The organism is Bradyrhizobium sp. SZCCHNR1051 (assembly GCF_032489615.1).
In the GTDB taxonomy this organism is placed as follows: Bacteria; Pseudomonadota; Alphaproteobacteria; order Rhizobiales; family Xanthobacteraceae; genus Bradyrhizobium.
In genome coordinates, this window is record NZ_JAUEYJ010000019.1 from 26,003 (window position 1) to 42,621 (window position 16,619).

General features: G+C 64.7%; 17 protein-coding genes. 16 read left to right on the forward strand and 1 reads right to left on the reverse strand.

Features of this window, described 5'->3' with window-relative positions; translation table 11 throughout:
• Positions 1–21 precede the first annotated feature (21 nt).
• Positions 22–1,431: a DEAD/DEAH box helicase gene (locus tag QW868_RS22735; RefSeq protein ID WP_315734604.1), complete on the reverse strand. Its 1,410-nt coding sequence runs from the start codon at positions 1,429–1,431 to the stop codon at positions 22–24.
• A 509-nt stretch (positions 1,432–1,940) separates the two neighbouring features.
• Here QW868_RS22735 and urtA point away from each other — a divergent pair.
• From urtA to QW868_RS22815, 16 genes are all read left to right on the forward strand, one after another.
• On the forward strand, positions 1,941–3,263 hold the full coding sequence (urtA, locus tag QW868_RS22740) for an urea ABC transporter substrate-binding protein (RefSeq protein ID WP_316231556.1): 1,323 nt from the start codon (positions 1,941–1,943) through the stop codon (positions 3,261–3,263).
• 132 nt (positions 3,264–3,395) lie between these two features.
• Complete coding sequence (urtB, locus tag QW868_RS22745) at positions 3,396–4,958, forward strand: urea ABC transporter permease subunit UrtB (RefSeq protein ID WP_409999375.1); 1,563 nt, start codon at positions 3,396–3,398, stop codon at positions 4,956–4,958.
• On the forward strand, positions 4,955–6,118 hold the full coding sequence (gene urtC, locus QW868_RS22750) for an urea ABC transporter permease subunit UrtC (protein WP_316231557.1): 1,164 nt from the start codon (positions 4,955–4,957) through the stop codon (positions 6,116–6,118). Before urtB ends, urtC begins: the two co-directional genes overlap by 4 nt.
• Positions 6,119–6,122: 4 nt before the next feature.
• Positions 6,123–6,884 (forward strand): urea ABC transporter ATP-binding protein UrtD, encoded by a 762-nt coding sequence (gene urtD, locus QW868_RS22755; protein WP_315813400.1) that lies wholly within the window; start codon positions 6,123–6,125, stop codon positions 6,882–6,884.
• A 118-nt stretch (positions 6,885–7,002) separates the two neighbouring features.
• Positions 7,003–7,698, forward strand: a complete 696-nt coding sequence (gene urtE, locus QW868_RS22760; protein WP_316231558.1) for an urea ABC transporter ATP-binding subunit UrtE — start codon at positions 7,003–7,005, stop codon at positions 7,696–7,698.
• 60 nt (positions 7,699–7,758) lie between these two features.
• Complete coding sequence (locus tag QW868_RS22765; protein ID WP_316231559.1) at positions 7,759–8,595, forward strand: urease accessory protein UreD; 837 nt, start codon at positions 7,759–7,761, stop codon at positions 8,593–8,595.
• Positions 8,596–8,657: 62 nt separating this feature from the next.
• Positions 8,658–8,960, forward strand: a complete 303-nt coding sequence (locus QW868_RS22770) for an urease subunit gamma (RefSeq protein WP_316231560.1) — start codon at positions 8,658–8,660, stop codon at positions 8,958–8,960.
• A gap of 115 nt (positions 8,961–9,075) precedes the next feature.
• On the forward strand, positions 9,076–9,381 hold the full coding sequence (locus tag QW868_RS22775; protein WP_006612145.1) for an urease subunit beta: 306 nt from the start codon (positions 9,076–9,078) through the stop codon (positions 9,379–9,381).
• A 4-nt stretch (positions 9,382–9,385) separates the two neighbouring features.
• Positions 9,386–9,925 (forward strand): HD domain-containing protein, encoded by a 540-nt coding sequence (locus QW868_RS22780; RefSeq protein ID WP_316231561.1) that lies wholly within the window; start codon positions 9,386–9,388, stop codon positions 9,923–9,925.
• A 14-nt stretch (positions 9,926–9,939) separates the two neighbouring features.
• Entirely contained in the window at positions 9,940–10,452 is a 513-nt protein-coding gene (locus QW868_RS22785; RefSeq protein WP_316231562.1) for a hypothetical protein, read from the forward strand.
• Between the two features lie 44 nt (positions 10,453–10,496).
• Positions 10,497–12,212: an urease subunit alpha gene (gene ureC / locus QW868_RS22790; RefSeq protein ID WP_316231563.1), complete on the forward strand. Its 1,716-nt coding sequence runs from the start codon at positions 10,497–10,499 to the stop codon at positions 12,210–12,212.
• A gap of 47 nt (positions 12,213–12,259) precedes the next feature.
• Positions 12,260–12,559 (forward strand): putative quinol monooxygenase, encoded by a 300-nt coding sequence (locus tag QW868_RS22795; protein ID WP_315734580.1) that lies wholly within the window; start codon positions 12,260–12,262, stop codon positions 12,557–12,559.
• 27 nt (positions 12,560–12,586) lie between these two features.
• A complete protein-coding gene (locus QW868_RS22800) occupies positions 12,587–13,204 on the forward strand; it encodes an urease accessory protein UreE (protein WP_316231564.1) in 618 nt (205 codons plus the stop codon).
• Positions 13,185–13,913, forward strand: a complete 729-nt coding sequence (locus QW868_RS22805; RefSeq protein WP_409998891.1) for an urease accessory protein UreF — start codon at positions 13,185–13,187, stop codon at positions 13,911–13,913. Before QW868_RS22800 ends, QW868_RS22805 begins: the two co-directional genes overlap by 20 nt.
• 68 nt (positions 13,914–13,981) lie before the next feature.
• A complete protein-coding gene (gene ureG, locus QW868_RS22810) occupies positions 13,982–14,605 on the forward strand; it encodes an urease accessory protein UreG (protein WP_315753407.1) in 624 nt (207 codons plus the stop codon).
• A gap of 296 nt (positions 14,606–14,901) precedes the next feature.
• The gene (locus tag QW868_RS22815) at positions 14,902–16,557 is read left to right on the forward strand and encodes an HWE histidine kinase domain-containing protein (protein ID WP_315734572.1); all 1,656 of its coding nucleotides are present in this window, start codon (positions 14,902–14,904) and stop codon (positions 16,555–16,557) included.
• Positions 16,558–16,619: the final 62 nt, after the last annotated feature.

A 16,619-nucleotide genomic window follows, 5' to 3' on the forward strand; every position in this document is an offset into this window, starting at 1 on the left:
TCTCTCCAGATCGATAGACGTCTAGTTTGGCCGTTGGTTGCGGTTGTGAGCGTGGTTTTTGGGTCTGCCCTCGCGATGCAGGAAAGCAACGCCTTGAATCGACCCGGCCTTGCCGCCGCCTTGCGACGGCCGCTGGGGCTCCTGACGATTGCCTGGCAGAGGCGCCATCTTAGCATTGGAACGACGGCGACGGCGAGGGCCTTTTGCGGCGGTACCACCCTCGTTGGTCCGCGCATTCTGCATGCCAGGACGGCCGCCACGCTGAGGCGGTTTGGCCGGTGCCGCGGCCTCGCGGAGGCCCGGCGTGCGGCGATCGTCGCGCGGCAGCGAGATCTTGATCAGCCGTTCGATGTCGCGAAGGTAGGACAGCTCGTCCGCTCCGGCGACGAGCGAAATCGCGATGCCTTCAGCGCCGGCGCGTGCCGTGCGGCCGATGCGGTGGACGTAGGTCTCCGGCACGTTGGGCAGGTCGAAATTCACGACATGGCTGACGCCGTCGACGTCGATGCCGCGGGCCGCGATGTCGGTTGCGACCAGGGTTCGGATCTCGCCGGTGCGGAACGCTGCGAGGGTGCGCTCGCGGTGGTTCTGTGACTTGTTGCCGTGAATCGCCTGGGCGGGGATGCCTGCCTTTTCCAGGCTCTTCACGACCTTGTCGGCGCCGTGCTTGGTACGGGTGAACACCAGCGCGCGGTTGACCGGCTCCTGCTTGAGCAACTGAGCCAGAAGGTTCGGCTTGGCCGAGTGGTCGACGTGGATCACGCGCTGGGCAATGCGCTCGACCGTCGAGGAAACGGGGGTCACCGCGACCCGCGCGGGGTCGCGCAGCATGGCGTCCGCAAGCTCGGCGATGTCCTTCGGCATGGTGGCCGAGAAGAACAGCGTCTGCCGCTTGATCGGCAGCTTGGCGACGATCTTCCGGATGTCGTTGATGAAGCCCATGTCGAGCATGCGGTCGGCTTCGTCGAGCACCAGGAACTCGACCTGGTTCAGCTTCACGGCGTTGCCCTGGACGAGGTCGAGCAGACGGCCAGGCGTGGCGACCAGCACCTCGAGGCCCGGCATGAGCGCGCGGACCTGGCGTCCCATCGGCACGCCGCCGATCGCGAGCGCCGAGGTCAGGCGGATGTGGCGGCCATAGGTGTTGAAGCTGTCGAGGATCTGGCCGGATAGTTCGCGGGTCGGGCTCAGAACGAGCACGCGCGCCGTCTTCGGCTGCGGCTTGATCCGGTTCTGCAGCAGGCGGTGCAGGATCGGCAGGGCGAACGAGGCGGTCTTGCCGGTTCCCGTCTGGGCGATACCGATCACGTCGCGGCCTTCGAGGGCGAGCGGGATGGTCTGTGCCTGGATCGGGGTGGGGGTGGTGTAGTTCTCTTCCTTCAGCGCGCGCGTCAGCGCGTCGGCGAGGTTAAAATCCTGAAAGGATGTCAAAAGATTGGGCTTTCCATAAGAGGATGAGGCCCGTGTCGGCAGCCAGCCGGACGCGGGTGGGTGGTTGAAGAGACACCCGCGTGTTTGGAGCGTCGAGATTGGATGGGTGAGAATGCGAAGCCAGAAGCTCTGAACGAGCTAAAGAACACGCGGCTTGCAAAGATCCGGCCGATTCGCCTCGATCTATCAGATATATGGAACAGACTGGCGGCACTTTCAAGGCCGGTGCGCAACGGATCGGCGATTGATCCGGTACTCTGCTGCTTTAATTTTAGCCATTCAAAACAAAGTGCATAAATCATGTGCTCGATGCCAGCCGAATAATCACCGTGCCTGCCTAAGCCGGCGGCACGAGATTGCGACCTTCCGCCGCGATCGGCCCGAGTTCCAGATTGGGATCAATGGCTTACGAGATGTGAACGGCATGGCATGCTTCTTGCGATTCTTCCGCCGCAGACCGCCGGCCGCCTTGGCTGTGAAGCACGTCTGCGTCAGGGAGATATTACCTCATGCTTACTCGACTCACTCAGGAATTAACGGCGCCATTCAGCCGCCGTCGCTGGCTGGCTGCTGCTGCCGGCCTGGCGCTCGGCGTCGCCGGCTTCGGCCCGGCCATGGCTGCCGACGACACCATCAAGATTGGTGTTCTGCATTCTCTGTCCGGCACCATGGCCATCAGCGAAACCACGCTGAAGGATACGATCCTGTTTCTGATCGACGAACAGAACAAGAAGGGCGGCGTGCTCGGCAAGAAGCTCGAGGCCGTCGTCGTCGATCCCGCGTCGAACTGGCCGCTGTTCGCCGAGAAGGCGCGCGAGCTGATCACCAAGAACAAGGTCGCGGTCGTGTTCGGCTGCTGGACCTCGGTGTCGCGCAAGTCGGTGCTGCCGGTGTTCAAGGAACTCAACAGCATCCTGTTCTACCCGGTCCAGTACGAGGGCGAGGAGAGCGAGCGCAACGTGTTCTACACCGGTGCGGCGCCGAACCAGCAGGCGATCCCGGCGGTCGACTACCTGATGAAGGAAGAGAAGGTGAAGCGTTGGGTGCTGGCCGGCACCGACTACGTCTATCCGCGCACCACCAACAAGATCCTGGAAGCCTACCTGAAGTCGAAGGGCGTGGCTCAGGACGACATCATGATCAACTACACGCCGTTCGGTCACTCCGACTGGCAGACGATCGTGGCCGACATCAAGAAGTTCGGTTCGGCCGGCAAGAAGACCGCGGTGGTCTCGACCATCAACGGCGACGCCAACGTTCCGTTCTACAAGGAGCTCGGCAACCAGGGCATCAAGGCCAAGGACATCCCGGTCGTCGCGTTCTCGGTGGGTGAGGAAGAGCTCGCCGGCATCGACACCAAGCCGCTGGTCGGCCATCTCGCCGCCTGGAACTACTTCGAGTCGATCAAAACCCCGGCCAACGAGAAGTTCATCAAGGATTGGCAGGCCTATACCAAGAACCCGAAGCGCGTGACCAACGACCCGATGGAAGCGCACGTGATCGGCTTCAACATGTGGGTGAAGGCGGTCGAGAAGGTGAAGTCGACCGATGCGGACAAGGTCATCGACGCCCTCCCTGGCACCGAGGCCCCGAACCTGACCGGCGGCGTGTCGAAGATGCTGCCGAACCACCACATCACCAAGCCGGTGTTCATCGGCGAGATCAAGGGCGATGGCCAGTTCAGCGTCGTCTACAAGACCAAGGACCTCGTCCCGGGCGACGCCTGGTCGAAGGAGCTCGAGGGCTCCAAGGACCTGATCGGCGACTGGGTCGGCAAGAAGTGCGGCAACTTCAACGTCAAGACCAACAAGTGCCTGGGCTCGGGCAGCTGAGATCGATCTGACGTCCAAGTCACAACTGGAGAAGGCGGTGGATAGCGCCGCCTTCTCACTTCCTCCTGCCGGGGTTGTCCAGTGCCTGCAACTATTTGCGCGATTCTTCGTCGCATTCTTCTTTCTATTGTCCTGATTGCCGTGGCCGCGCCTGCATTCGCGGCCAGCTTCGAAGAGTCCGTCGCCAAGTTCGCCAATGACGATTTCTCCGACACCGATGATGCGGTGGGCGAGATCGCCGTGTCGGGCAATCCGCTGGCCTATCCGATCATCAGCGCGCTGCAGGATGAGCGGCTGATGTTCGATACCGACACCAAGAAGGTCTATGTCAAGCAGACCGACGGCAAGATCATCGATGCCGCCACCGGCGCCGCCGTCGACAGGCTGCCCGACAACGCCGCGGCGGTCAGCCTCAACAACCGCCTGCGCCGCAGCGTCGACGCCGCGTTGGGCGGCCTGACCCTGCTGTCGCCGGACGTGAACACGCGCCTGTCGGCCGCCAAGTCGGTGTTCAAATCGCATGAGGAGGCGACGCTGCCGACCGTGGAAACGGCGCTCGCCAAGGAAACCAATCGTTCGGTCAAGCAGGCGCTCGCCGAGGCCCGCGCCGCAATTCTCCTGTTCAAGTCCGATGCCAGCGAGGTGGACAAGCTCGAAGCGGTAGCCACCGTGAAGGCGCGCGGCGACCAGGAGGCGCTGGCGCTGCTCACCGAGATCAGCAGTGGCGATCAGCCCGCAAGCGTCGCCAAGGCCGCGGCAGGCGCCATCGCTTCGATCCAGAGCTCGCTCGCGATCTGGTCCGGCGTGCAGAATGCCTGGTACGGCCTGTCGCTCGGCTCGGTGCTGCTGCTGGCCGCCATCGGGCTTGCCATCACCTTCGGCGTCATGGGCGTCATCAACATGGCCCATGGCGAGATGGTGATGCTCGGCGCCTACACCACCTTCGTGGTCCAGGAGGTCATCCGCACCCGCTATCCGGCGCTGTTCGACTACTCGCTCTTGATTGCCGCGCCGCTCGCCTTCCTGGTGGCCGGAGCCATCGGCGTGCTGATCGAGCGCACCATCATCCGCTTCCTCTACGGGCGGCCGCTCGAGACGCTGCTCGCGACCTGGGGCCTCTCGCTCATCCTGCAGCAGGCGGTGCGCTCCGCGTTTGGCCCGACCAACCGCGAGGTCGGCAATCCCTCCTGGATGAGCGGTGCGTTCGAGCTCGGCCAGATCACCATCACCTATAACCGGCTCTGGATCCTCTGCTTCACGATGGCCGTGTTCGCGATCCTGCTCGCGATGCTGCGCTACACCGCGCTCGGTCTGGAAATGCGCGCCGTGACGCAGAACCGGCGCATGGCGGCGTCGATGGGCATCGCCACCTCGCGCGTCGATGCGCTCACCTTCGGGCTGGGGTCGGGCATCGCCGGCATCGCCGGCGTGGCGCTGTCGCAGATCGACAACGTCAGCCCCAACCTCGGCCAGAGCTACATCATCGATTCCTTCATGGTCGTGGTGTTCGGCGGCGTCGGCAATCTCTGGGGCACCCTGGTCGGCGCCTTCACGCTCGGCATCGCCAACAAGTTCCTGGAGCCGGTCGCCGGCGCCGTGCTCGGCAAGATCGCGATCCTGGTGCTGATCATCCTGTTCATTCAGAAGCGCCCGCGCGGCCTGTTCGCGCTCAAGGGCCGGGCGGTGGAAGCATGATGCCGCATATGCTGACGAGGTCGCTGGACCGCGCCGCGACCATCTTCGTGCTGATCGTTGCGGCCTGCGGCATCCTGATCCCGCTGTCCAACCTGCTGCTGCCGGCCGGCTCGGCGTTGCAGGTGCCGACCTATCTGGTCGCGCTGTGGGGCAAATATGTCTGCTACGCGATCCTGGCGCTCTCCATCGACCTGATCTGGGGTTATTGCGGCATCCTCTCGCTCGGTCACGGCGCGTTCTTCGCGCTCGGGGGCTATGCGATGGGCATGTATCTGATGCGCCAGATCGGCACCCGCGGCGTCTACGGCAATCCGATCCTGCCGGACTTCATGGTGTTCCTGAACTATTCCAAGCTGCCCTGGTACTGGCACGGCTTCGACATGTTCTGGTTCGCAGCTTTGATGGTGCTCGTGGTGCCCGGCCTGCTCGCCTTCTGCTTCGGCTGGCTCGCCTTCCGCTCGCGCGTCACCGGCGTGTATCTGTCGATCATCACCCAGGCGATGACCTACGCGCTGCTGCTCGCCTTCTTCCGCAATGATTTCGGCTTCGGCGGCAACAACGGCCTGACCGACTTCAAGGATATCCTCGGCTTCAACGTCCAGGCGGAGGGCACCCGTGCCGCCTTGTTCGCGCTGAGCTGCGTCGCGCTCATTCTGGCGTTCCTGATCTGCCGGGCCGTCGTGTCGTCGAAGCTCGGCAAGGTGCTGATCGCGATCCGCGACGCCGAGTCGCGGACGCGCTTCCTCGGCTATCGCGTCGAGTCCTACAAGCTGTTCGTGTTCACGCTGTCCGCATGCATGGCCGGCGTCGCCGGTGCGCTGTATGTCCCGCAGGTGGGTATCATTAATCCGAGCGAGTTCGCTCCGGGCAACTCGATCGAGGCGGTGATCTGGGTCGCGGTCGGCGGCCGCGGCACGCTGGCCGGCGCTGCGCTCGGCGCCGTCGTCGTGAACTACGCCAAGACGTTCTTCACCTCGGGCGTGCTGGCGCCGTACTGGCTGTTCATGCTCGGCGCATTGTTCGTGCTCGTCACCCTGCTGCTGCCCAAGGGCATCATCGGCACGTTCAATACGCGGTGGGATCAACTCAGCACCAAGACGCCCAACGCCGAGAGCGCCGCCCGCGAGGACGGCGTCACCGAACCCAAGATGGCGGAGTGAGCGCATGAACGTGATGGATACCCGCGCGACGTCGTCGCTGCTCTATCTCGACGGCGTGCACGTCTCCTTCGACGGCTTCCACGCCATCAACAATCTGTCGCTGACGCTCGAGCCCGGCGAGATGCGCGCCATCATCGGCCCGAACGGCGCCGGCAAGACCACGATGATGGACATCATCACCGGCAAGACCAAGCCGGACGAGGGCACGGTTTTGTTCGACGGCAAGACCGATCTGACTCGTTTGGACGAGACACGGATTGCCGAGCTCGGCATCGGCCGCAAGTTTCAGAAGCCGACGGTGTTCGAGAGCCAGTCGGTCGAGGACAATTTGCTGCTCGCCCTCAACGTCGACCACAGCGTCAAGGGCACGCTGTTCTGGCGCGGATCGAGAAGCGAAGCCGAGCAGATCGACAAGGTGCTCGAAACCGTGCGGCTCAAGGACCTCAGGCGCAAGCTCGCCGGCAGCCTGTCGCATGGCCAGAAGCAGTGGCTGGAGATCGGCATGCTCTTGGCGCAGGACCCGAAGCTCCTGCTGGTCGACGAGCCGGTGGCCGGCATGACGGACGTCGAGACGCATCAGACCGCCGAGCTGCTCAAGGAAATCAACAAGGATCATACCGTCATGGTCGTCGAGCACGACATGACCTTCGTGCGCGAGCTCGGCGTCAAGGTCACCTGCCTGCACGAGGGCACGGTGCTGGCCGAGGGCACCATCGATCAGGTGTCGTCGAACGAGCGGGTGATCGAGGTCTATCTGGGCCGTTAGTCGGCCGGCGAATAGCGAATGGCGAGTAGCGAATAGGGCAAGGGACGATGACGCAGAGAATTCAATCTATTCGCTATTCGCCATCCGCCATTCGCCCATCAGCGACCGGAGGTCGCTGATGCTCACGGTCGACAACATCAGCCTCTATTACGGCGCCGCCCAGGCGCTGCGCGGCGTCTCGATCGCGGCGGAGCCCGGCAAGGTCACCTGCGTGCTCGGCCGCAACGGCGTCGGCAAGACCTCGCTGCTTCGGGCGCTGGTCGGGCAGTATCCGCTGGCCTCCGGCACCATCACCTTCGACGGCGCCGACATCACCCATCTCAAGCCCTATGAGCGGGCGCGCAAGGGCATCGGCTTCGTGCCGCAGGGCCGCGAGATCTTCCCGCTGCTGACGGTCGAGGAGAACCTCAAGACCGGCTTCGGCCCCCTGAAGCGCGCCGACCGCAGCATCCCCGATGACGTGTTCTCGCTGTTTCCGGTGCTCGAATCGATGCTCGGTCGGCGCGGCGGCGATCTCTCCGGCGGCCAGCAGCAGCAGCTCGCGATCGGCCGCGCCATGGTGATGCGGCCAAAGGTCCTGCTGCTGGACGAGCCGACCGAGGGCATCCAGCCCTCGATCATCAAGGACATCGGCCGGGCGATTTCGTATCTGCGTAACCTCGGCAACATCGCGATCGTGCTGGTCGAGCAGTATCTCGACTTTGCCTGCGAACTCGGCGACAACTTCGCGGTCATGGATCGCGGCGCGGTAAAATTTACCTGCACCCGCGCCAACCTCGATCCGGCCGAGATTAGCCGCCAGATGGCGCTCTGATCATCACGTAGCTTCTCGACGCGGACTCGCCCCGCGTCTGGTCCCAGGGGGAGGGGATCGATGCGGGCCGATCCCGCCAACGCCGCCGCCGACATCTTCGAGGCCAACCGCGCCCGCGGCGCGGTGCGTTTCGACGTGCGGCTGCAGGACGGCGTGACGCGGCGTCATCACCTGCACGAGTCCGGCTCGCTGCGCGTGCGCTTTCCCTCGCCCGAGGACGACGGCCTGTCGGCGATGTTCGTCAACACGGCCGGCGGCATTGCCGGCGGCGACCGCTTCGCCATCCAGGTCGCGGCCGGCGAGGGCAGCCGCGTGACGCTGTCGAGCGCCGCAGCCGAGAAGGTCTATCGTGCGCCCGGCAAGCCGGCCGAACTGGACATTGTGCTGAAGGCCGCGGCGGGCGCGCATATCTCGTGGCTGCCGCAGGAGACCATCCTGTTCGACCGCGCCCGCATCCACCGCCGCATCGACATCGATCTCGCCGACACCGCTTCGTTACTGTTGTGCGAGATCGTCGTGTTCGGCCGCACGGCCATGGGCGAGCGCATGCGCGAGGGCGAGTTCGTCGATCGCTGGCGGCTGCGGCGCGGCGGCAAGCTGGTGTTCGCCGAGACCGTCCGCCTCGACGGCGACGTCGGCGCCAAGCTGGCGGAGCCCGCGATCGCCAACGGCGCCGCTTCGATCGGGACTGCGCTGATCGTCCCCGGCGACGCCGCACTGGTGGAGCGCATCAGGGAGAGCCTGCCGGCGTTCCGGGGCGAGGCCGGGCTGTCGGCCTGGAATGGATTTGCAATGGCGCGCTTCTGTGCCCAAGATGCCGCAAGCCTGCGCGCCGACATGATGGCCGTGCTCGGCTGCGCCTCGACCGTGCCGCTGCCGCGGCTCTGGCTCAACTAGACATTTACCAAGCGACGCTTACCAAGTAACGATTACCAGAAGACGATCACCAGAGAGTCCGCATGAACCTGTCTCCCCGCGAAAAGGACAAGCTCCTGATCTCGATGGCCGCCATCGTGGCCCGCCGCAGGCTCGAGCGCGGCGTCAAGCTGAACCATCCCGAGGCGGTCGCGGTCATCTCCGATTTCATCCTCGAAGGCGCGCGCGACGGCCGCACCGTCGCCGAGCTGATGCAGGCCGGCGCCCAGGTCCTGACCCGCGACCAGGTGATGCCCGGCATCCCCGAGATGATCCACGACATCCAGGTCGAGGCGACGTTTCCGGACGGCACCAAGCTCGTCACGGTGCACGAGCCGATCCGCTGATCATGGCACGTCATTCCGGGGCAGCCCGCAGGGCTGAACCCGGAATCCAGAGATTATTAGATCGAGATTCCGGGTTCGGTCCTGCGGGCTGCCCCGGAATGACGGAGAGGACAACATGATCCCCGGCGAACTCTTCATCCAGGACGGCGAGATCGAGCTCAATGCCGGCCGTAAGACCGTGACGCTCTCGGTCGCCAATACCGGCGACCGTCCGATCCAGGTCGGCTCGCACTACCACTTCTTCGAGACCAACCCGGCGCTGAAGTTCGACCGGAAGAAGGCGCGCGGCATGCGGCTCGACATCGCGGCCGGCACGGCCGTGCGCTTCGAACCTGGCCAGACCCGCGACGTGCAACTGGTGGCGCTCGCCGGCAAGCGCATGGTCTATGGCTTCCGCGGCGACGTGATGGGCAAGCTGTAAGCCGATGCTGACCGGATTGCGCCTCGTCTCCGAAGCCGCCGAGCTGGCCGCGCGCCGTCATGCCGGCCAGCAGCGCAAGGGGCGTGACGAAGAGCCGTACATCAATCATCTCGCCGAGGTCGCGAACATCCTGTCGGCAACCTGCAACGGCGAGGACGCCGAGCTCGTCGCGGCCGGCTGGCTGCATGACACTATCGAGGACACCGACACCAGCCACGACGAGCTGGCGCAGCGCTTCGGCGCGCGCGTCGCCGGGCTGGTCGAGGAGGTTACCGACGACATGACTCTGCCGAAGAGCGAGCGGCGCGCGGTCCAAATCATCGCGGCTCCCGGCAAATCTGCTGGCGCCAAGCAGATCAAGATCGCCGACAAAATCAGCAACATCCGCGCCCGCGTCTTCTTCGAGCCGGACCTCGAGCAGCAGCTGGAGCTGATGGAGTATCTCGGCTGGGCCGAGCAGGTCGTCGCCGGCTGCCGCGGCGTCAACGCGGCGCTGGATGCGCTGTTCGACGAGACGGTGACCAATGCGCGGGGGACGCTGTGAGCGGCCTAGCGCGAATGTCCTCGGCGGCCATCTACAGCCTGTGCGCGGCATCGACCGTTGCGGGGTTTGCTGCCGCGGCTTCGGCAGCCGACGACCGGCGCTGGCGGCTGTTCGAGCAGGACGACGGCGCGTTGCTGTCGCCCAGTCGGAGCGATGAGGCGACCGACGACGTCGGATCGCCGTCGTTCCGCTGCAAGGCCAAGTCCGGCACCATCGCTGTCACCGGAGATGCTGGCCAGGAGCTACGGAACGTAGTTGCGGATCTGCTGCGCTCGAACGGATATCCGCAGGTCGAGATGGTGCCGGCGAGCCGTTACGGGCAAACGCTGCTGAGCGTGTCCTACAGCGAGGCGGGATCGGTCTGGGAGTACAGCTTCGAGGTGGCGGCCGATGCGCCCGCTTTCGATGCTTTCAAGCGCACCGGACGCCTGACGTTCAAGATCGGCAAGACCGCCATCCGCGAAGAGTTCAAGCCGGGTCTCGAGACCATCGCCAAGTTTCAATCGATCTGCGCACGTCCGAAATGATCCGCGCGCTGGAAATAGTTGAGAGCTAGAGGCTGGAGCACGACATGTCCGTCAAGATCAAGCGTTCCGTCTATGCCGACATGTTCGGCCCGACCACCGGCGACAGGGTGCGCCTCGCCGACACGGACCTGATCATCGAGGTCGAGAAGGACTTCACCACCTATGGCGAGGAGGTGAAGTTCGGCGGCGGCAAGGTCATTCGTGACGGCATGGGCCAGTCGCAGGCGACCAACAAGCAGGGCGCTGCCGACACGGTCATCACCAATGCACTGATCGTGGATCACTGGGGTGTCGTGAAGGCCGACGTCGCGATCAAGGAAGGCATGATCTCTGCGATCGGCAAGGCCGGCAATCCGGACATCCAGCCCGGCGTCACCATCGTGATCGGCCCGGGCACCGACGTGATCGCAGGCGAGGGCAAGATCCTCACCGCCGGCGGCTTCGACAGCCACATCCACTTCATCTGCCCGCAGCAGATCGAGCACGCGCTGATGAGTGGCGTCACCTCGCTGCTCGGCGGCGGCACCGGCCCCTCGCACGGGACCTTCGCCACCACCTGCACGCCCGGCCCATGGCACATCGGCCGGATGATGCAGTCGTTCGATGCGTTTCCTGTGAATCTCGGCATCTCCGGCAAGGGCAACGCCTCGCGCCCCGCGGCGCTGGTCGAGATGGTCAAGGCCGGCGCCTGCGCGCTGAAGCTGCACGAGGATTGGGGCACCACGCCGGCTGCGATCGACAATTGTCTCTCGGTCGCCGACGACTACGACGTCCAGGTGATGCTGCATTCGGACACGCTCAACGAATCCGGCTTCGTCGAGGACACCATCAAGGCCTTCAAGGGCCGCACCATCCACGCCTTCCACACCGAAGGCGCTGGTGGCGGTCATGCGCCCGACATCATCAAGGTCGCTGGTTTGAAGAACGTGCTGCCGTCCTCGACCAACCCGACGCGACCGTTCACGCGCAACACCATCGACGAGCATCTGGACATGCTGATGGTCTGCCACCATCTCGATCCGTCGATCGCGGAGGACCTCGCTTTCGCCGAGAGCCGCATCCGCAAGGAGACGATCGCGGCCGAGGACATCCTGCACGATCTCGGCGCGCTCTCGATGATGTCGTCGGACTCGCAGGCGATGGGCCGGCTTGGGGAGGTCATCATCCGGACCTGGCAGACCGCCGACAAGATGAAGAAGCAGCGCGGCGCCTTGCCGCAGGACAAGGGCAAGGACAACGACAATTTCCGCGTCAAGCGCTACATCGCCAAATACACGATCAACCCGGCGATCGCGCACGGCGTGTCGAAGCTGATCGGGTCGGTCGAGAAGGGCAAGCTCGCCGACCTCGTGCTGTGGTCGCCCGCCTTCTTCGGCGTCAAGCCGGACTGTGTCATCAAGGGCGGCACCATCGTCGCGGCGCCGATGGGCGATCCCAACGCTTCGATCCCGACGCCGCAGCCGGTGCACTACCAGCCGATGTTCGGCGCCTTCGGCAAGTCGCTGACGGCATCGTCCGTGATCTTCACCTCGAAGGCGGCCGTCACCGGCGGACTCGCCCGCAAGCTCGGCCTTTCGAAGAAGCTCTACCCAGTGCAGAACACCCGCGGCAGGATCTCGAAGAAGAGCATGATCCACAACGATGTGACGCCGAACATCGAGGTCGATCCGGAGACCTATGAGGTGCGCGCCGACGGCGAGCTCCTGACCTGCGAGCCGGCCGAGGTGCTGCCCATGGCGCAGCGCTACTTCATGTACTAAGCTTCCGCCCGGTACCAGAACCAGAAAAGTACCGGGAGGACGTGTTCGTGATCTATGTCGTTGCCACCTTGACCATCAAGCCCGAAACCCGTGCGGAATTCATCGCCGCTGCGACCGCCTGCATTGCGGGGACCCGCAAAGAACCCGGCAATATCGCCTATGATTTGCATGAGAGCGTCACCGATCCGAGCAAGATGGTGTTCGTCGAGCAGTGGGAGAACGCCGAGGCCTTGGTGCCGCACCGCGCGACCGAGCACATGAAGACGTTCGGGCGCGTCGCGGTCAAATGCATGTCGGCCCCGCCGAAGATCGAGATCATCACGCCTGAGAAGGTCGATGTCCGCTGAGCGAAATAAGTGAATGAGAGTTTCAGCATGATCCGCGCGACACGCGTGCTTGGGCAGCATCGTTGGAAAGAGGCTGCCGCCGATTCCGTCCTGCTCGATTTCGACGACCGGCATCGGCGGCGGCTGGCCATGACCGGAACGCGCGGGCTGGAGTTCCTGCTGGACCTCGAGCACGCCACCGCACTGCGCGGTGGCGATGCGCTGGTGCTGGAGGACGGCCGGCTGATCGAGGTCGTCGCGGCGGCCGAGCCGCTGCTCGAGATCCGCGCCGCTGATCCGCATCACCTGGTGCGGCTGGCCTGGCACCTCGGCAACCGGCACCTGCCGACGCAGATCCTGGCCAAGAGCCTGCGCATCCGCCGCGACCACGTGATCGAGGCCATGGTCAAGGGTCTCGGCGCGCGTGTCATCGAGATCGAGGCGCCGTTCGATCCGGAAGGCGGTGCTTACGCCGAGCCGAGCCATGCGCATGGCGATGATGATCATGATCACCACGGCCACGATCATCATCACGATCATGCCGGGCACGATCATGCGCATCACGGCCATGACCACGGCCACGCGCATGATCATCACGTGCATGACGAGCACTGCGGCCATGACCATCACGATCACGGTCATTCCCATGCTCACGAGCACAAATGAACCAGAGCTTCGGCCGGCCTCGATCAGCGCCGCAGATTCGGCCGCGCTGTATCGGCTGCTGACGTGGCTGTCGCCGGCGTTTCCGATCGGCGGCTTCTCCTATTCGAGCGGCATCGAATGGGCCGTCGAGGCGGGCGACATCGGCGATGCGGCGGGGCTGCGCGGCTGGCTTGCGACGATGCTTACCAATGGCTCCGGCTTCTGCGATGCGGCTTTCCTCGCGCACGCGTATCGCGCGGTCGAGCTGGACGACAGGACCAGCCTCCGCGAGGTGGCCGAGCTCGCGGCGGCTTTCGTACCGTCGCGCGAACGTCAGCTCGAAACCACCGCGCAGGGCCGTGCCTTCGTCGAGATCGCGCGGTCAGCCTGGAACAGCGCAGGTCTCGACGAGGCGGTGGCGCAATGCGAGACGATCGTCTACCCGGTCGCCGTGGGGCTGGTCGGCGCGCTTCATGGCGTTCCTCTGGCGGCCCTGCTGCACGGCTTTCTGCACGCGGTCACGTCGAACTGGATTTCCGCCGGCAGCCGTCTCGTACCGTTGGGGCAGACCGACAGCCAGCGCGTGCTCGCCGCATTGGAACCTGTCGTCGCCGCGACGGCGGACCGCGCTCTGCTCGCCTCGCTCGACGACATCGGCGGCGCAACATTCCGCGCCGATCTCGCAAGCCTTCATCACGAGACGCAATATACAAGGCTGTTTCGGTCGTGATGAAGCGGGGCAAGGTTGCTCCGATCACGGCCCCGCGCGGTCGCGCGAACGATAGAAGGGTAGATGACATGGCATCGTCTCACGGTCCGCTCCGCGTCGGCGTCGGTGGCCCAGTCGGGTCCGGCAAGACTGCGCTGATGGATCTCCTGTGCAAATCGATGCGGGAGAACTACGACATCGCCGCGATCACCAACGACATCTACACCAAGTGGGACGCGGAGTTTCTCGTTCGCTCGGGATCGCTGACCCCGGATCGTATTGCCGGCGTGGAGACCGGCGGCTGTCCGCACACCGCGATCCGCGAGGACGCGTCCATGAACCTCGCAGCCGTGGCCGACATGCGCGCGAAGTTTCCTGGGCTCGACTTGGTGTTGATCGAATCCGGCGGCGACAACCTCGCGGCAACGTTCTCGCCGGAACTGGCCGACATCACGATCTATGTCATTGACGTCGCGGCGGGCGACAAGATCCCGTCGAAGGGCGGGCCGGGTATCACCCGCTCCGACCTTCTGGTGATCAACAAGATTGACTTGGCGCCCCATGTGGGCGCTTCTCTGGAGAAGATGGAGACGGATGCCAAGCGCATGCGCGGCGCACGGCCCTTCGTCATGACCAACCTGAAGAAGAGCCAGGGGCTTGATCGGATCATCGGCTTCATCGAAGCCAAGGGTGGTCTCAAGCCGTCGGCGTGAGCGCGGGGACTGATCTGCGTCGCACCGTTCTTCGTTGCGCGAGGTATCTGCTGCAATGGCAGACGCAAAAAAGCCTCAACCGGCCGGAACAACTTGAGCCCCTGGGTGTTGCCTCGGCCCGGGGTGCGCCTTGCTCAAGGCGTCTCGGCGGCCGATGGACGGCCGGTATCCTGGGATCGCTTTCCGCTGATCGCTCCGATCGCTCCCGTCGCCCCGAGGTGCGTCCTTGAGTTGCAGGCCCGGTTATTGGATGACTCGTCTCCTTCGCCACCAACCCTTTACCTCAGAGTAAACGAGTGCTCCGGCTGGGTGTCATCATCGGCTTGATCGCGCTGCTCGGGACGGCGCTATCCGGCTTGGCTGCCTACCGCGTACACGACCAGGAGCTGGCGCTCGATCGCATTGCGCTGGCCCGCGCCATCGACGTCCATGCCAGCCTGGTGCAGGACCGGCTGACCGAACGTGAGCTGCTGGCCCGGGTGGCCTCCGGGCTGTTCCGCGCTCCCTCCGTGATCAAGGCCAATATGCTGGAGCCGCTGCGATCGTCGATCTACGCGTTCAAGACCGACTTCGTGGTGGCGTCGTGGATCGCACGGCTGCGGCCGGATGAGTTTTCCATTGCGCAAGCCGAGCTGCGCCAGGCCGGCTTCCCGAATCCGACCATTCGCAATTTCGATGACACGCCGCTGGGGCCGAACGTCGATCGTCCGTTGGACGTTCTGATGGATCTCGAGCCACGCAATGCCGAGACCTCCAAGCTTCCCGGTATTGCCCTCGACCGGCAGCCGATTGTCGGACCGATGCTCGCGCGGGCCATGGCTGAGGGCAAGCCGGTTGCGTCCGATCCCACTCCGCTGGTGCGGAGCGATGGTCCGATCGGGATCGTGCTGGCAGCCCCGGTCGTCCCGCAAGGCGCCACTGCACCGGCGGGCTTCGTGACCTTTTCGTACGAGATCGGGCCGCTGCTGCTTACCAATGACGATCTGTCGTTGTTCTCGGTGGCGTTGAAGGACCCGCGCAACGCGTCGGACGAGCTGGTTGCCAATGATCAGGGGGCGGTGACGAGCCGGACCCGCGGGCCGGACGATCCTGCTCCGTCGTCGACCCGCACCGTGGCCTTCGGCAATCACGACTGGTCGTTGGTCTATTACGCCAAGAGCAATGCGGTCCGGCGTGCGCAACAGACCGCGGCGATCGTCGGCGTCATCGGGATGGCGCTCACCGGCATCATCTGCGGCCTGTTCGGCTACGTCGCCTACAACAATCTGCGCCTGAGCCGCGAAATCCAGGTGCGGATCGGCTTCGAGCGCCGACTGACGGCGGTCATCGACGAGCTGAACCACCGGGTCAAGAACATCCTGGCGGTGATCCAGTCCATCGTGACGCGAACGCTGCGTCATGGCAGCGACATGGACGTCGCGCGCGAGCTGCTGATCGGGCGGATCCATGCGATGTCGAACGTCGTCACGCTGCTCAGCGAGAGCCAGTGGCAAGGCGTGCAGCTGCGCGGGCTGTTCGAAGCTCGCGCCATCCCGCATGCCGAGAGGATTGCGGTCAACGGACCCGACATCACCGTGAGCGCGCGTGCCGCGCAGAGCCTTTCGCTGCTGTTCTTCGAACTCGCCTCGCACTCGGACGAGGGCCTCTCGCTGGTGGGAAAGCACCCGCACATCACCGCCAGATGGGAGGTGACGGGCGAAGAGCCGAATGCCGTCTTCCACTTCCGTTGGGAGGAATTGAATACCAGTGAAGCGACGCGGCGGCCCGACAGCGATTTCGGACTGATCCTGCTCGATCGCGTTGCGCCGGAAGCACTCGGTGGCACGTCAAAACGCTTCTTCACCGAGGCGAGCTATGTCTATGAGCTGACCGCTCCGATGGAGACCGTCATCGACATGACCGAGCGCGATCGCACCGAGCAGTTCTCCGCGCCGGTGCATCCGCCGCGATAGCTCGCCGGGCTCGTCAGTGAACAGGATATCAAGGCGCACGATGCCCGGCGCAACTGTTCAAC

Excerpts from the sequence above, each read along its gene's own strand:
- urtA (WP_316231556.1), top strand. The coding sequence starts at position 1,941 with ATGCTTACTCGACTCACTCAGGAATTAACGGCGCCATTCAGCCGCCGT.
- urtE (WP_316231558.1), top strand. The coding sequence starts at position 7,003 with ATGCTCACGGTCGACAACATCAGCCTCTATTACGGCGCCGCCCAGGCG.
- QW868_RS22770 (WP_316231560.1), top strand. The coding sequence starts at position 8,658 with ATGAACCTGTCTCCCCGCGAAAAGGACAAGCTCCTGATCTCGATGGCC.
- QW868_RS22765 (WP_316231559.1), top strand. The coding sequence starts at position 7,759 with ATGCGGGCCGATCCCGCCAACGCCGCCGCCGACATCTTCGAGGCCAAC.
- urtD (WP_315813400.1), top strand. The coding sequence starts at position 6,123 with ATGAACGTGATGGATACCCGCGCGACGTCGTCGCTGCTCTATCTCGAC.
- ureG (WP_315753407.1), top strand. The coding sequence starts at position 13,982 with ATGGCATCGTCTCACGGTCCGCTCCGCGTCGGCGTCGGTGGCCCAGTC.
- QW868_RS22800 (WP_316231564.1), top strand. The coding sequence starts at position 12,587 with ATGATCCGCGCGACACGCGTGCTTGGGCAGCATCGTTGGAAAGAGGCT.
- QW868_RS22805 (WP_409998891.1), top strand. The coding sequence starts at position 13,185 with ATGCTCACGAGCACAAATGAACCAGAGCTTCGGCCGGCCTCGATCAGC.
- QW868_RS22775 (WP_006612145.1), top strand. The coding sequence starts at position 9,076 with ATGATCCCCGGCGAACTCTTCATCCAGGACGGCGAGATCGAGCTCAAT.
- QW868_RS22780 (WP_316231561.1), top strand. The coding sequence starts at position 9,386 with ATGCTGACCGGATTGCGCCTCGTCTCCGAAGCCGCCGAGCTGGCCGCG.
- urtC (WP_316231557.1), top strand. The coding sequence starts at position 4,955 with ATGATGCCGCATATGCTGACGAGGTCGCTGGACCGCGCCGCGACCATC.
- QW868_RS22785 (WP_316231562.1), top strand. The coding sequence starts at position 9,940 with ATGTCCTCGGCGGCCATCTACAGCCTGTGCGCGGCATCGACCGTTGCG.
- ureC (WP_316231563.1), top strand. The coding sequence starts at position 10,497 with ATGTCCGTCAAGATCAAGCGTTCCGTCTATGCCGACATGTTCGGCCCG.